The sequence below is a fragment of the Pelagibacterium sp. genome, from assembly GCF_965249125.1.
Lineage (GTDB): Bacteria > Pseudomonadota > Alphaproteobacteria > Rhizobiales > Devosiaceae > Pelagibacterium.
Genome location: NZ_OZ252217.1, coordinates 3,519,464 through 3,533,542, shown reverse-complemented (window position 1 = coordinate 3,533,542; position 14,079 = coordinate 3,519,464). Strand labels below are relative to the sequence as shown.

Here is a 14,079-nt window from a genome sequence, read left to right as displayed (position 1 = left end):
CTTATTGTTCCCGTTTGAGTGGTCGTCTCATCAGCATGGGCACTATGGCCTCGATGCGGGCCCGGCCCGAAATCAGAAGGTCGACGGCGCCCACAAGCGGTGCGTCGACGCCATCGCGGTCGGCCACGGCCTTTGCGACCGGCGTGGTGAACAGGCCCTCGGCCAGCCCCATGCCCGAAGCCGCTATGGCATCGACCGAGCCGCCCTGCCCAAGTGCCATGCCGAAGCGATAATTGCGCGACTGGCTCGAGGTGCAGCTCAAAGCCAGATCACCGATTCCCGCGAGCCCCGACAACGTCGCCTCGCTGCCGCCCATCGCCGCGATCATCCGGCCCAGTTCGGCATAGGCGCGAGCCAGAAAGGCCGAGCGGGCCGACAGCCCCAGCCCCGCCCCCTCGATGGCGCCGGCGCCGAGCGCATAGACATTCTTGAGCGCGCCGCACATTTCCACCCCGACGATATCGCCGCTGGCATAGGGGCGGAAACTGTCCGAGGCCAAGAGCGCACCGATCGCTTCGGCGCGCTCGATGGTCGGGCCGGCCAGAGTGACCGCCGTCGGTTTTCCCGCAGCCACGTCATGGGCAAAGCTGGGACCAGAAAGCACGAAAGGCTCGGCACCGGGCGCGAGTTCGGCAAGAATCTGGCTCTGGCGGTCATTGGTCGCCATCTCCAGCCCCTTGGCGCACAGGATCACCGGCTTGCCGGTGAGCGCATCGGGGCCGATGCCGGCCAGCGTGGCGCGGGTGGACTGGGCGGGGACCACCATGAGGATCGCGTCTGCGTCTTCGAGCCCGGACAGCCCGGTCTGGGCCCTCAGCCCGGGATCGAGGGCGATGTCGCCGAGATAGGATTTGAGCGTGTGGGCCGAATTGATTTCATCGATAGCGGCTTGGCCGCGGCCGATAAGAACCACATCATTGCCGGCCAGCCGGGCTGCCTGGGCCAGGGCGGTGCCCCAGGCCCCCGCGCCGATGACGTAGATCTTCGCGCTCACGCCACACCCCGCCCCAACTGATCGAGCGGCCAGCGCGGACGGGCCGCTATATCCAGGCCATCGGTGAGCCCCAGAGCGAAGCGTTCGGCCCCCGCCCAGGCGATCATAGCGCCATTGTCGGTGCACAGCGCCGGCGGCGGGATGACCAGATGCGCGCCGGTCCGGGCGGCAACATCGCTGAGCGCCGAGCCGATTGCCCTATTGGCGGCAACCCCGCCCGCCACCACATAGGTAGGAGCAATATCGGGATACTCGGTTACGAAACGTTCAAGCGCCTGTTTCGAGCGGGTGGCAACGATATCGGTGACGGCGGCCTGAAAGCTGGCGCACAAATCGGCGATATCGGTGCCGGTGACCGGCGCCACCGATTCGGCGGCGAGCCGCAGGGCGGTCTTGAGCCCCGAAAAGGAAAAATCGAGGCGCTTTTGCCTAAGCAGCGGGCGCGGCAGGTCGAACCGGTCCGGATCGCCGTTTGCGGCCGCCTTTTCGACCTCGGGGCCGCCGGGATAGCCCAGACCCAAAAGCTTGGCCGCCTTGTCGAAGGCTTCGCCCAGCGCATCGTCGATGGTCGAACCCCAGCGCTCGTAATCGCCGACGCCCCTGACCAGAACGATCTGGGAATGCCCGCCCGAGACCAAAAGCATGAGATAGGGAAATCTAACCCCGTCGGTGAGCCGGGCGGTCAAAGCGTGGCCTTCGAGGTGGTTGACGGCGATCAGGGGCTTGCCGGTCGCGGCGGCCAGCGCCTTGCCGGTGGTCAAGCCCACGAGCACGCCGCCGATCAGCCCCGGACCGGCGGTCGCGGCGATGGCATTGACGTGGGGAAGCGAAATTTCCGCCTCGCCAAGCGCGCGCTCAATTATCGAATCGAGATGGACAACATGGGCGCGGGCCGCCAGCTCGGGCACCACCCCGCCAAACGGTTTGTGCTCATCGATCTGGCTGCGCACGATGTTGGAAACGATCTGGCCACGCCCGTCGGGATGGCGCCTGACGATGGCGGCGGCCGTCTCGTCGCAGCTGGTCTCGATCCCTAAAACTAAAGTTTCGCGATCCATTGCGGCGATCTGGTCTCTGGCAAAAACGTGTGGTCTGATGGCACAAGCGGATCGCAACCCGCGTTCGGCGCGTTAAATTTGCTGTTCTAAAGCGCGCACATCTGTGACACCTGCGAGGCCATATTGCAATCTTTGACGTCCACACCCGTTTTCACCATCGGCACGCGCGGTTCGCCCCTTGCTCTCAAACAGGCCGAGGAGGTCCGCGACCGGCTGGTCGCCATCAACGGGCTGGAGCCTGACGCCATAGCGATCAAGGTCATCAAGACCAGCGGCGACATAATTTTGGACCGCCCGCTGTCCGAAGTGGGTGGCAAGGGCCTGTTCACCAAGGAGATCGAAAAGGCGCTCGCCGATGGCGAGATCGACATCGCCGTCCATTCGGCAAAAGACGTGGCGACCGAAATCGATTCCCTGTTTGCCCTGCCCGCCTTTCTGCCGCGCGAGGATGTGCGCGATGCCTTTCTCTCGCTGATCGCCAGAAGTCCCGATCATCTGCCCGAGGGCGCGGTGATCGGCTCGTCCTCGCTGCGCCGCCGGGCGCAGATGAAGCGGTTCCGGCCCGACTTCCGCGCTGTGGAATTTCGCGGCAATGTGCAGACGCGGCTCAAAAAGCTGGCCGATGGCGTTGCCGACGCTACGCTTCTGGCCATGGCCGGGCTCAACCGGCTGGGCGAGGCGCACCGGGTGACCCACATCCTCGATGTCGCCCATTTCCCGCCCGCTCCCGCCCAGGGGGCGATCGTTATCGAAACCCGCGCCGATGACGGCGCCGCCAACCGGCTTGTCGAAGTGCTTGACGATCCCGAAACCCGCAAACGGGTGGAAGCCGAGCGGGCGTTCTTGAAAGTGCTCGACGGCTCATGCCGCACCCCGATTGCCGCCCTGACCACACTCAATGGCGATAATTTGACCCTGTTCGGGCAGATCCTTTCGCCCGACGGGTCGGAAGTCTATGAGGACGAGATCTCTGGCGACGCCGATCAGGGGCGCGATCTGGGAACACGGCTGGGCGAAAAACTGCTCGCCGCCGCCGGACCCGACTTCATCGAACGCCTGAAACAGGGCCAGTATGGCTGAGCGGCGCACGGTTCTGGTAACCCGGCCAAGGGCCGATGCCGAACGCACGGCCGCCGGCCTGGCGGCGTTGGGGCTCGAACCGATCATCGCTCCCATGCTTGAGGAGCGTTTTACCGATGTCGCGCTGCCCGATGCGGGTGGATTTGCCGCCGTCGCGCTGACATCGGCCAATGGCGTACGGGCTTTGGCCGCCCATCCCGATGGCGAAAATTTCGCGACCCTGCGGGTCTATGCAGTGGGCGAACATACGGCCAGCGAGGCACGGGCCGCAGGATTTGCGCAGGTTTCGGCCGCCGAGGGCACCCTGCACGACCTGTCATCTAGGATCATCGCCGACCGTCCCTCGGGCAAAATCCTTTACCCCGCCGCTCACCATCAATCGGGCGATCTGGCCGGGCTATTGGCCGGGGCGGGGCTCGTGGTCGATATGCGTGTGCTCTACCAAATGCAGGCCGCCACCGTGCTGGCCCCCGATCTGGCCAAACGGCTGGCAATTGGGGATATCGATGGCGCTGTATTTTATTCCCGGCGCACGGCCGAGATTTTTGCCGGGCTCGTCGCATCCCGCGATTACGGTGCGCTCAGGGCCGGTATCTATTGCCTGTGTCTTTCCGAAAACGTCGCCCAGCCCCTGATCGAAAGCCATTTCCTGCGTATCGGGCTGGCCGACTACCCATCTCACGAAGCGATGATGACCCTGGCGCTGGCTTTTGCCCGCGATCAAATCAGTCCATGATGGGCCATGACGAGCACGAACCCGCCCGACCCCAAAGCAAAGAGGCAGGCTAATGGCCGAAAACAAATCCGGTCCGGTCAAACCCCCGATCATCGACGCAAAGGCGCGCCCATCCGACAAGGACAAGCCTGCGCCTGAGGGCAAGGCAGCGCCGGAAGGCAAACCAGCCGGAGCGGAACGGGCCGGCGAAAAACCGGCTGCGCCCGAAGCGCCGCTCAAGACGGGTCCGGCTTCAAAGTCCGGCTTCTCGTCGGCCGGTAGTCCCCCGCCCGACGAGAAGCCGAAACAATCAACGCCCCCAACCGAATCGGAAGCCCGCGCCACACCGGAGCCGAACGCTGCCGGTACGACACAGCCCTGGGGCCCGCTGGCGGCAACCGCCGCAGCGGGCGCTCTGGTTGGGCTGGCACTCGCCTTTGGCTTGGCCAGTTTAGGGTATTGGCCGCAGCAGTCCGTGGCGCAACCCGACCTGTCCCAGTTCGACGCCCGCGCCAGCCGGCTGGAAACCGCCCTCGCCACACGGGAAACCGAGAGCGAACAGATCCTCGATCGCATCAATGGGCTCGAAGCCCAGATCGCCGGCATCGAACCGACATCGACCGAAGGGCTGGCCGCTCAAGCCGATCTCGAAGCCTTGAACGGACAGATCGGTGAGCTTTCAAGCCGCATCGAGGCCATCGCCGCGGGGGCATCGGGTGACGAGGTGAGCGAAGTCGCCGACAATTTGTCTTCGCTTTCCGCGCAAATCGAGAATCTTGCCGGGCGCATCGATGCGCTCGAACCGCAAATGGCCGAAGTCCGGCCCGTGATCGAGACCGCGTTGACCCGGCTCGACGACCTGGACGCGCGCATTGCCGATCAGTCCGATTTCGAGGCCGTCGCCGCCGAACGCGATCGGGCCACACAACTGCCCTCTGCACTGGGCGCGCTTGAGAACGCCATCGCCTCGGGCCAGCCCTTTGCCGCGCAACTGGCCGGCGTTGAAACGCTTTTGCCCAATCTCGACATTCCATCGCAGGTCCGCACGGCCGCCAATTCCGGTGTGCCTTCGGCAAGCGGGCTTTTGGCCCAATTGCGCGCCGCAATCCCCGAAATTCTGGCGGCGCGGCCGCGCGACGAACAGGCGGGCTGGGCCCAGACACTGCTCGACCAAGCCGCCTCCGCCATTGCCCTGCGGCCCACCGAGGGCGATACCCCGCAAGCGCTGGTCGGCCGGACGGAAGCGGCGCTGGACGCTGGCGATCTCGAAGCGGCAAGGGCGGCATTTTCGGCCCTGCCAGCCCCCATGCAATCGGCAGCGCCCCAATTCGCGCGGGCGCTGGAGCGCGCCATCGCCGTCAATGGATTGCTCGAGGCGGCGCGAGCCGGCATTGCCCCAGCGGAGGCCGGCCAATGATCCGCCTTATCGTCTATCTTGCCCTCAGCCTGCTTGTCGCGCTGGGGGCCGCGTGGCTGATCGCGCTGCCCGGCACCGTGGAAATCGCCTTTGGATCCTGGCGCATGAGCCCGGGCCTTGGACTGGCGCTGTTCATCGCCATCGGTGTCATCGTTGCGGCAATTGTTTTGTGGGCCATCGTGAGGCGTCTGATCGGTGCCCCCGCCGCCCTGGCGCGGTCCAATGCGCGGCGCAAGGAGAGGGCCGGGGTTGAAGCGCTTTCGGACGGCATGATTGCGCTCCAGGCTGGAGAATTTGCCCGTGCCCGCATGCTGGCCCGCGACGCGCGCGCCAAACTGCCCGAAAACCCCGCCGCCCAATTGCTCGAAGCCCGCGCGGAACTGGCGCTGGGCGATCTGTCTTCAGCGCGCGAGCATTACCGGGCCTTGATTTCCAACGAGCGCACGGCACTGGCCGCGCTTTCGGGGCTTTACGAGCAGGCGCGGACCCAGGACCGGTCCAATGCGGCCATTACCTTCGCGCGCAAGGCACTGGCCATCTCCCCCAGCCTCGACTGGGCGTCCGAGGCCGTGTTCAACGATCTGGCAACCAAGGGCGCATGGGCGGATGCGCTGGAGATGAGTGCAGCCTTGCCCGCCCGGACCAGAAGCCAGAAAGCGGCCAAGAAGCGCCGTCAGGGCGTACTTGAAACCGCTCTGGCAATGGCTGTTGAGGAAACCGAGCCCGATGCCGCCTATGAGCACGCCAATCGGGCGCTCAAATCCATTCCCGATTTCGTTCCCGCCGCTCTGGTGGCCGCCCGCATTCTCATCAACCGCGGCGACACCCGCCGGGCGTCGGCCCTGCTGCGCCGCGTCTGGCGCGCCGGGTTTCATCCCGATGCGGCAACGCTATACGCTCATGTCAAGCCCGGCACATCGGCGGTCGAGCGCCTCAAGCGCATCCGCACGCTCATCGAAGCCCCCGACAGCCATCCCATGGCCGCCATCGTTCTGGCCCGGGCGGCCATCGACGCCTATGAATGGAGCCTTGCCCGCAACGCGCTTGCCCCTTTCGTTTCCAACCCGACCCGCCAGATGTGCCTTCTGATGGCCGAAATCGAGGAGGGCCAGTCGGGCGATCAGGGCAAGGCCCGGCAATGGCTGTCGCGCGCCGTGACTGCACCGGCCGATCCGATATGGACCGCCGATGGGGTGACCTCGGACGACTGGGCGCCGGCCTCCCCGGTTACAGGACGGCTCGATGCGTTCGAGTGGAAGGTGCCCGTGCAGACCCGGGCGCCCGTAAAGACACTTTCCAGCACCGAAAGCGAACCGGGCGCCGCGCTGCCAGCGATCGAGGACGCGGCAACGCCAACCAAAACGCAACAATAGGCGAAAATGCCATGCCATCAGGCCTTGCGCGTTTCGCACACCGAAAGTAAAAGACGCCAATTCGCCCCACCGGGCCAAGCCGCTTTAGCTCAGTTGGTAGAGCACATCATTCGTAATGATGGGGTCACGTGTTCGAGTCACGTAAGCGGCACCAGTTTTTTCCCGTCTCTCGAAACATATTCGCCCCGCGGCAGTTGGCCATGTCGAGAGCAACCGCATGGGAGAGCAATCATGGCCCTGTTCGAGCCCGACGCCCGCGACCGCTCGGGCGCGCATCGGCACCTCTACGCCCTTTACGAGATCTGGTACACCGCCGTCGATTTTGGCGCGGCCATCTGTTTTGTCGTGGGCAGTGTGCTGTTTTTCTCGCCCGCCAGCCAGACGGCGGCCACATGGTTCTTTCTGGTCGGCTCGATCCTTTTTGCGGCCAAGCCGACACTCCGGCTGGTGCGCGAGCTCCATTATCTCAGGCTGGGCAAGATCGAAACGCTGGCCCGGCGCCAGGACCCGTAACAGCTGCCGACCGCCGGGTTCACCGAGCCGGCGCAAACCGCTCTTCGGCCAGGGCCGCCTGGCGCGCCGTGGGCTGGATCAATCCCAGATAATTGGCGTCGCTGTCCGCCCCGAACATCTTGTCGCGCTCGGCGGGCGTCGACATGAAAAAGGGAAAGCGGTCGGCGACCCGGTTGCGGATGCCCGATACTTTGGCGGCATAGAGTTTGACCGGGAAATTCATGCCCGGATACTGGCTGTAGCCGGCGATTTCCGTTGAGCCGAACACGCGCTTGTAAAAGGCTGCGTGTTCATCGCGCACGCCCGAAAGGCAATAGTCGGCGCCATAATATTCGCACGCCATGGCCGCGATTCTCAGGGTGAGAAACGGCAGGGCGGGAACGGCCAGCGTTGCCTCGCGATCGGCGGTAAAGCGGGAGGGGTCGATATAGGTCTGCCCGGCGTCGAGCATAGCGTTGAGCAGGTCGGGATACATCCGCATGCAGGGCGATTCCCGGTGTTCGGCGGTCGCGAAATGCAGGCGGATCGAAGAAACCAGCACGCCGTCGATATAGACCCCGTGGCACATGGCGTTGGGGGTGAAATCGAGATGATCCGAAGCGATCCGCTGCTCGTTTACCGCAATGCCGCCTTCGCGCCGATACGCCTCATAGCGCAGCCGGTAGACCGGATCGAACTGCTCGTCGAGCCTGACGCGGCGATATTCCACGCGCTCGAGCATATCCATGAGACTTGTGGCGAAACGCGAGGTTCTGTTTGGCGTTTCGATACCCGCATCACCCATCGCACCACTCCAAATAGGAGCGATGTTAGTAAAATTTTAAGGATAAGGAAAAGCCCTAAACGTCAGATCCCGGGCAATGTCCGCATCTAATCCGCTTTTCCCGCGGGTTTGATCCAAGTCCTTGTTGTGTCGCGCGTCCGAACCGCAAGACCGTTTCCATTCCCGATCGGGTCGAGGACATGCTTTTGCTGGACACGCTCTATTTGCTCACCAGAGCCGGCCGCGGCGTTCCGGTTCCCAAGGGGCGAACGCGCGTCTGGTTCATGCGGGCGATCAAGGCGCGCGTTTCATCGGCCGGCAGGGGCCTGCCGAACAGAAACCCCTGCACCTGGTCGATCCCTGTGTGGCGGGCGATCATTTCGAGCTGATCTTCGGTTTCGACACCCTCGGCGACCAGCACCAGATCGAGATCCCTGCCAAGCTGGGCCACATTGGCCATCAGCTTGAGCGAGCGTTCGCTGGTGGTGATGCCGGCGATGAACGAGCGGTCGACCTTGAGCTTGGAGAACGCCATGCCGCGCAGATAGGAAAGCGAGGAATAGCCCGTGCCGAAATCGTCGAGCGCGATGCCGATGCCCTTTGCGGCCAGCGCCTCGAGCCGCGCCGCAGCGCCCTCGCGATCCTCGATCAGCGCGGTTTCCGTCAGCTCGATCTCCAATCGTCCGGGCGGCAGCCCGCTGGCCTCGAGCGCTTCGGAAACGTGCAGGCCCAGTTCTTCTCCGCGCAGGTCGCGTGCCGAAACGTTGACCGCCACCGATATGGTCTTTGGCCAGTTGACGCATTCAGCGGTCGCGGTCTTGAGCACCCAGCGGGTGACCGCCGATATCTGGCCGGTTTCCTCGGCAAGCCCGATAAAGATGTCGGGCGGTATGGCGCCGAGCTCGGGATGATCCCAGCGCGCCAGCGCCTCGCATCCGGCCACCTGGCGCGTCGCAAGGTCAACGAGCGGCTGATAGACGAGTTTGAGCTTATCCTCGGCGATCGCTGTCGCAAGATCGCCCTTGAGACGCTGGCGATACCGGAATGCGCTGTCCATCTCTTCGACAAACGCCTGATGCTGGCCCTTGCCGCGGGATTTGGCGCGGTAGAGGGCAAGATCGGCCCGGGTTATCAGGTCATCGAGGGCTATGAGGGGGGCCGAACTCGAAACAAAGCCGATCGAGGCGTGCAGGTCGATCCGCCCTCCGCCGGCCTGGAAGGGCCGTCGCAACACCGCTAGAACCGCTTCGGCCTCGGCCTGTATCGAATCGGGATCGGCGCCCTGGGCGCGATAGATGACGAACTCGTCGCCACCCAGCCGGGCAAGCCGCGAGTTGCGGTGCATGACCGTCTGTATGCGCGCCGCCGTTTCGGTCAGCACCCTGTCGCCGGCCAGATGGCCCAGCGTATCGTTGACATGCTTGAAATCATCGAGATCGATTATGGCCAGAAGCACGGGGTCGCTCCGTCCGGCCCGCTCCCTCGAACCAAGCTCGGCCTCGACCTGCTCGGTGAAATAGGCGCGGTTGGGCAAGCCGGTCAGCCCGTCATAGCGCGCCATGAAATTGATGCGCTCCTGGGCCCGGATGCGGGCCGTGACGTTCTCGAAAAGCAGTACCGTACGGTCGCCGCGCGAGGAGATGGTAACCTCGCAGTGGAAATCGCCAGAGAGCTTCATGACGATCTTGCCGCCCGTCTGCTGGATGATCATGCGATTGAGACGATCCGCTGTCGTTTCGGGCAAGGCCCGCTTGCCGATGGCTTCTTCGAGCAGGTCCGCGAACGAGCGCCCGACCCATGCCCCTTCGGCTATGCCCGCAAAGGTCTGCTGCGCCCGGTCATTGGCCAGCGCGATCACCCCGTTCTCGTCGAGCATGCACAGCCCGTGCTGCATGGTCTCGAGCGCCGTGTCGAGCTGGAGCGCCAGCCGCGAGGCCACGCTGCGCTCATGAACCTGGGAAAGCAGCATGGCCCGCACGTCGGCGGCCAGGAACCGGAAACTGATCATCAGCGGAACCAGCAGCGCCGCCAGGGCCACATGGTAGCCGTCACCGACCAGCACCAGGCCGAGGGCAAGCGGGATCGAGATGGCCAGCGATTGGGACGTCACGATCGTGTCGATGCCGAAATTGCGCGTCACGATGCCGATCGTCGCCGCGATGGTCACCGAAATGGCGACAAGCTCGGCAAACGGGTCGCGCACAAAAACCAGTGAAACCAGGCACCATCCGCCATAGATCGACGCCGAGATCGTTCCCTGGATCATCTGCCGGCGTTCCCACAACCGGGCGGTGGACCTGTCGTCGGGCGCTGGCGGATTCATTTCGAACGCCAGCATGTTGTAGTAGCGCACCGCCGTGGAGACCACGAAGGCCAGGGCCACGACATAGAGCACCAGCGCGTCGGTCTTGACCGCCGCCATCATGACGCCAAATATCGTCGCGGCCATGCCCACAAGCATGGCGCGCCTGTCCTTGTAGAGCGAGGCCACGATCGAGACGTAATCGAGCGTTGGCAGATGTCTGGGGCCTTTCGGCATCATTCTGACCAGATTCCGATGGGTTCGGCGGGAACCACCTTGCCCATCGGCGGTTTGCATCACGTTGACAATGTCGCGCCCACCGACTGGTTGCAGGCACGAAGTTGCGGTGTGGTAAAGAACCTATTTACACTGCATTTGCGCCGGCCCGATGGTCTTTTCCTTACCCAGGTTAAGATCATCGCGGCGGCACAATGCACCCGATAATGCCACGGCAAGGGGAAAAGCGAAATGACAGACAAGCAGTCGCCAGCCGCCTTCGACGCCAAAGCCGCGATGGCCGGTCTCGAGGGCTGGCGGATCAACGATGTTGGCGCCATTGAAAAAAGCTTCAAATTCGAGGACTTTTCCCGCGCTTTTGCCTTCATGGCGCGCGTGGCGCTGTTGGCGGAAAAAGCCAATCACCACCCTGACTGGTCGAACAGCTACAATCGCGTCGTCATCGCGCTCAAGACCCACGACAAGGACAGCCTGACGCAAAAGGACATCGATCTGGCAACCGCCATCGACGCGCTTTAGCGCGTCAACGCACCTCGGGTTGTGCCACTGTGCGCGCCAGGGCGATCCGGCGCACGCCCAGCCAGCCCAGATAGAGCGCCAGGGCAACCGAGAGCGTCTCGTGATAGGCCGGCACATCGGCGATAAACACCCTGATCAAATGGCCCGCCGCCAGTCCCGCGGGCACCAGCGCCGCGACGGCGCCCGCGCCCGGGGCGGTTTTGAAGTGAATGGCAAACGCGCTCATGCCGACCACGATGAACGCAAGCGCCAGAAGGTAGAACGGGGTGAAAACGATGTCGGCATGCCGCACGGCACCCTCGGCCATGGCGCCCAACACGCCGGAGGTCAAAACGATAATCATCACCATGGCAAAGGAAAAGGCGCCAAAGGCGCTCAACACGATCCCCACCCGGCCGGGCCTCGCCATGCCCGGCAAATCCTTGAGCGTCCAGATGCTGGCTCCCGCCAGCGTCATCCCGACCGTTGCGATTGTGCCGCCCACAACCGTGATCTGGTCGCCGGTGAGCATGATGGCTTCGCCCAGCGCCCAGAGCGCGCAGCCCACGAGCAGGAATACAGCAAGGATCATAAACGGTTTCCGGTCTTGCGCAGCTCGCGCATGGATAGCCCGAGCTGGATGAAGGTCAACGCCATAACCAGATCGATAAGCGGTTGGACGAGCGCTGGGAACGCGACAAAACTGCTCACCAGCGACATTGCGATCGAAACGCTCATCACGATTCCGATCCAAGCGGGATAAAACGGGGACGCAACCAGCCACCCCGCAAGGGTTAGAGCTCCGGCGAGGGTGACACCGGCAACCACGACAAAAACCGGCATCCGCGACACGACCCCCACGGGAAGGGTGCCCTGGCCGACCGACCATGCGGCAATCGCGGCAAACCCAAGCGCGCCCGCCGCGATCATCACGATGGCCAGCCGCGCCAGCCGGTTACCGCGCGTATCCGGCCACAAGCCCGCAAAGCCGACCATCACCAGAACCAATGCCACCCCGGCAATGGTGCCGCTCACCCCCGTGTGGCCGCCGGCAAGAATTTCGAGCACCTCTCCGGCGATGCGGGCGAGCCCTCCCACGATCAATGCCCATGCCGCAATCATCGTGTCCGGCACCTCCCCACCGCCAGCCCAGATTCAACGCGGCGACCCTATCGTGGCCAATTGGAGAAAACAACGACCTCCAAATTGCCTGTGGCACGCAAACGACAATGGAAAAAATCCTTGCTCACGACGGCGCAAGGACGCTTGAGCCGGGCAGGGGCGGTCCTTACCCTAGGGCGTGTCCGTGGCGGTCCAGCCGAAAAGCCTGCGCAGTTTCTGACCGCCTTCTGGCCGTTCATCCATTTCCTGCCCGCGAAAGGGTGCCGTTCGATGTTCGATTCTCTGGTAAAGCTGTTTCGCCAACCCGAAAAGGGCGCGGCCAAGCCGACCAATCCGCGCCTCGCGGTGGCAGCGCTGCTGGTCCATCTGGCGTCGGTCGACGGCACCGCGAGTCCGATTGAGGCAAAGGCCATCGCCAACGCGCTCAAGGATTATTACGGGCTCGACGAATCCGAGGTGAAACAGCTTGTCGCCGAAGCCCGCCGGCGCGACCGCGATGCTGTCGATTTCTACCAGTTCACCTCAAAGCTCTCCCAGCTCGAGGAAGCGGAAAAAACCGAGATCATCCGCATGATGTGGCAGGTGGTTTTTGCCGACGACACCAATCACGAGCTTGAAGACAATATGGTGTGGCGCGTCGCCGAACTGATCGGGGTCTCGTCGCGCCAGCGCACCATCCTGCGCAATCAGGCAAGGCGTCCCACGACCCCGCCGGACACCAATCCCGAGACCGACGAAACGGCGTAGGATTTTCGCATTTTGCGAGTCTCATGCGTTGCAAAATGCAAGGACTGCGGATCCGGCCCTAAGGCCGAAACCAACATATTGAGACAAATTGCGCGCGATACGCCCCATATTGGGTACCCGGGGTTTGGCACGGTCTGTGCATTGTGTACCCCTGTCCGGATCTTTGTGTGTTGCGTACCGGGCAAACTCTTGCAAAGGCCCGAACCTCGCGTAATTGAGGCGGGCCTTTTTTCTTTGCCGGAGACAAGGAGCGGCCATCAGATCGCCACACCCATTTCCAAAAGCGATTTCGCGCCATGGAGCATTTTCGCCATTCGCCTGGGCGACCCTTCGGGTCTGCGAATCGCGCAAATTCTCCAACTTCCTGTTTTGTCACGTTTCCGAAACCGATAAGTGGATTCCACTTATCCTGGAAACACTCTATATAGAACCGATTGCATAGAGGGACCGCCAATGCTGCTTGGGCTTTTACAATTTATCGACGTGGTCTTGAGCCTTGTCATCTTCATAATGATCGCCCAGGTGATCATGAGCTGGCTCCTGGCCTTCAACATCCTCAACATGTCCAACCAGTTCGTCGCCACAGTGGCCAATATGCTCTGGCAACTGACCAATCCGCTTCTGGCGCCCGTCCGGCGCCTGTTGCCCAATTTCGGCGGGCTGGACATCTCCCCGATCATTTTGTTCCTGGCGATCTATTTCATCCGGCTGGTGATCCTTTACCCGCTGATGCGCCAGGTCGCCATGCAGGGGCTGTGAGCGGCCCCTCCAGGTCCACCTGAACTCCGGCTGGCGCGCGGATCGCCCGCGCGTCATCCCCAATGCCGGTGCCGACCGGGCCTAAAGGCGCGCAAGCCCGCGCCGACGCAAGCTGCGCTCGGGGCCTGTGCTGGTGCTCCGCCCTCACGCTTTTGGGCGGCCAGACCAGCCGAACCAAGGTGATTCTGGCCCCGGGGAAACCCCGTCTCTCCTTGCGCCGCGCTTGAGCGCTTGGCCAACCGATAGGTCAACACTGATGCCTGTCGAACTCCATTGCATTTCAAGTCGATAAGCACAAATAAGCCAGCAATACTGACTAAAATAGAAGGCAAGAATAGAGGATTGCCTCTGCGTTGATCTTGGGCCATCCTCCCTTTCGGCCGCAGTAAAGTGCGGGTCTTTGCTGTCGCCAGGGGAGAGGAAATTTTGGCGGCGGTGCAAGAAGGGAAGTAGACCGGACCGAACCGGGGCTCGGCCATCGTGCCGAATCTGTCAGGCGCC

Annotated in this window: 14 protein-coding genes and 1 tRNA gene; 9 read left to right on the top strand and 6 right to left on the bottom strand. The window is 63.4% G+C overall.

Translation table 11 applies throughout. From position 1 onward, the window contains the following. Nucleotide 1: 1 nt before the first annotated feature. Nucleotides 2-994, bottom strand: a complete 993-nt coding sequence (locus ACP148_RS17165; protein ID WP_421953013.1) for an NAD(P)H-dependent glycerol-3-phosphate dehydrogenase — start codon at nucleotides 992-994, stop codon at nucleotides 2-4. Beyond that, nucleotides 991-2,052: a tRNA (adenosine(37)-N6)-threonylcarbamoyltransferase complex transferase subunit TsaD gene (gene tsaD / locus ACP148_RS17160; protein ID WP_421953014.1), complete on the bottom strand. Its 1,062-nt coding sequence runs from the start codon at nucleotides 2,050-2,052 to the stop codon at nucleotides 991-993. Before tsaD ends, ACP148_RS17165 begins: the two co-directional genes overlap by 4 nt. Before the next feature lie 132 nt (nucleotides 2,053-2,184). Between tsaD and hemC the strand changes: the two genes are divergently transcribed. The 6 genes from hemC (at nucleotide 2,185) to ACP148_RS17130 (ending at nucleotide 7,150) form a co-directional block, all read left to right on the top strand. After that, nucleotides 2,185-3,132 (top strand): hydroxymethylbilane synthase, encoded by a 948-nt coding sequence (gene hemC / locus ACP148_RS17155; RefSeq protein WP_421953044.1) that lies wholly within the window; start codon nucleotides 2,185-2,187, stop codon nucleotides 3,130-3,132. Then, nucleotides 3,125-3,868: a uroporphyrinogen-III synthase gene (locus ACP148_RS17150; RefSeq protein ID WP_421953015.1), complete on the top strand. Its 744-nt coding sequence runs from the start codon at nucleotides 3,125-3,127 to the stop codon at nucleotides 3,866-3,868. The genes hemC and ACP148_RS17150 overlap by 8 nt, the downstream gene beginning before the upstream one ends. Nucleotides 3,869-3,920: 52 nt before the next feature. After that, nucleotides 3,921-5,264: a hypothetical protein gene (locus tag ACP148_RS17145; protein ID WP_421953016.1), complete on the top strand. Its 1,344-nt coding sequence runs from the start codon at nucleotides 3,921-3,923 to the stop codon at nucleotides 5,262-5,264. Continuing rightward, the gene (locus tag ACP148_RS17140; RefSeq protein WP_421953017.1) at nucleotides 5,261-6,637 is read left to right on the top strand and encodes a heme biosynthesis protein HemY; all 1,377 of its coding nucleotides are present in this window, start codon (nucleotides 5,261-5,263) and stop codon (nucleotides 6,635-6,637) included. The genes ACP148_RS17145 and ACP148_RS17140 overlap by 4 nt, the downstream gene beginning before the upstream one ends. Nucleotides 6,638-6,715: 78 nt before the next feature. Then, a tRNA-Thr gene (locus ACP148_RS17135) sits at nucleotides 6,716-6,791 on the top strand. Nucleotides 6,792-6,868: 77 nt separating this feature from the next. Further along, complete coding sequence (locus ACP148_RS17130) at nucleotides 6,869-7,150, top strand: YrhK family protein (RefSeq protein WP_421953018.1); 282 nt, start codon at nucleotides 6,869-6,871, stop codon at nucleotides 7,148-7,150. Between the two features lie 19 nt (nucleotides 7,151-7,169). Here ACP148_RS17130 and ACP148_RS17125 read toward each other — a convergent pair whose 3' ends face one another. Together ACP148_RS17125 and ACP148_RS17120 are read right to left on the bottom strand one after the other, a co-directional pair. Further along, nucleotides 7,170-7,934 (bottom strand): N-acyl amino acid synthase FeeM domain-containing protein, encoded by a 765-nt coding sequence (locus ACP148_RS17125; protein WP_421953019.1) that lies wholly within the window; start codon nucleotides 7,932-7,934, stop codon nucleotides 7,170-7,172. 199 nt (nucleotides 7,935-8,133) lie between these two features. After that, nucleotides 8,134-10,455 (bottom strand): putative bifunctional diguanylate cyclase/phosphodiesterase, encoded by a 2,322-nt coding sequence (locus ACP148_RS17120; RefSeq protein WP_421953020.1) that lies wholly within the window; start codon nucleotides 10,453-10,455, stop codon nucleotides 8,134-8,136. A gap of 228 nt (nucleotides 10,456-10,683) precedes the next feature. Between ACP148_RS17120 and ACP148_RS17115 the strand changes: the two genes are divergently transcribed. Beyond that, entirely contained in the window at nucleotides 10,684-10,971 is a 288-nt protein-coding gene (locus ACP148_RS17115; RefSeq protein WP_421953021.1) for a 4a-hydroxytetrahydrobiopterin dehydratase, read from the top strand. 4 nt (nucleotides 10,972-10,975) lie between these two features. On the opposite strand, the gene ACP148_RS17110 is transcribed toward ACP148_RS17115, so the two are convergent. Both ACP148_RS17110 and ACP148_RS17105 read right to left on the bottom strand, forming a co-directional pair. Continuing rightward, a complete protein-coding gene (locus ACP148_RS17110; RefSeq protein WP_421953022.1) occupies nucleotides 10,976-11,542 on the bottom strand; it encodes a hypothetical protein in 567 nt (188 codons plus the stop codon). Continuing rightward, a complete protein-coding gene (locus tag ACP148_RS17105; protein ID WP_421953023.1) occupies nucleotides 11,539-12,072 on the bottom strand; it encodes a hypothetical protein in 534 nt (177 codons plus the stop codon). Before ACP148_RS17105 ends, ACP148_RS17110 begins: the two co-directional genes overlap by 4 nt. Before the next feature lie 270 nt (nucleotides 12,073-12,342). Here ACP148_RS17105 and ACP148_RS17100 point away from each other — a divergent pair, with 270 nt between their 5' ends. Beyond that, nucleotides 12,343-12,819 (top strand): TerB family tellurite resistance protein, encoded by a 477-nt coding sequence (locus ACP148_RS17100; RefSeq protein WP_421953024.1) that lies wholly within the window; start codon nucleotides 12,343-12,345, stop codon nucleotides 12,817-12,819. Nucleotides 12,820-13,272: 453 nt separating this feature from the next. Then, nucleotides 13,273-13,578: a YggT family protein gene (locus tag ACP148_RS17095; RefSeq protein WP_421953025.1), complete on the top strand. Its 306-nt coding sequence runs from the start codon at nucleotides 13,273-13,275 to the stop codon at nucleotides 13,576-13,578. Nucleotides 13,579-14,079: the final 501 nt, after the last annotated feature.

Coding starts and splice junctions, on each gene's coding strand:
- ACP148_RS17100 (WP_421953024.1), top strand. CDS start 12,343: ATGTTCGATTCTCTGGTAAAGCTGTTTCGCCAACCCGAAAAGGGCGCG.
- ACP148_RS17120 (WP_421953020.1), bottom strand. CDS start 10,455: ATGATGCCGAAAGGCCCCAGACATCTGCCAACGCTCGATTACGTCTCG.
- ACP148_RS17095 (WP_421953025.1), top strand. CDS start 13,273: ATGCTGCTTGGGCTTTTACAATTTATCGACGTGGTCTTGAGCCTTGTC.
- ACP148_RS17105 (WP_421953023.1), bottom strand. CDS start 12,072: ATGATTGCGGCATGGGCATTGATCGTGGGAGGGCTCGCCCGCATCGCC.
- ACP148_RS17140 (WP_421953017.1), top strand. CDS start 5,261: ATGATCCGCCTTATCGTCTATCTTGCCCTCAGCCTGCTTGTCGCGCTG.
- ACP148_RS17145 (WP_421953016.1), top strand. CDS start 3,921: ATGGCCGAAAACAAATCCGGTCCGGTCAAACCCCCGATCATCGACGCA.
- ACP148_RS17110 (WP_421953022.1), bottom strand. CDS start 11,542: ATGATCCTTGCTGTATTCCTGCTCGTGGGCTGCGCGCTCTGGGCGCTG.
- tsaD (WP_421953014.1), bottom strand. CDS start 2,052: ATGGATCGCGAAACTTTAGTTTTAGGGATCGAGACCAGCTGCGACGAG.
- ACP148_RS17130 (WP_421953018.1), top strand. CDS start 6,869: ATGGCCCTGTTCGAGCCCGACGCCCGCGACCGCTCGGGCGCGCATCGG.
- ACP148_RS17150 (WP_421953015.1), top strand. CDS start 3,125: ATGGCTGAGCGGCGCACGGTTCTGGTAACCCGGCCAAGGGCCGATGCC.
- ACP148_RS17125 (WP_421953019.1), bottom strand. CDS start 7,934: ATGGGTGATGCGGGTATCGAAACGCCAAACAGAACCTCGCGTTTCGCC.
- ACP148_RS17115 (WP_421953021.1), top strand. CDS start 10,684: ATGACAGACAAGCAGTCGCCAGCCGCCTTCGACGCCAAAGCCGCGATG.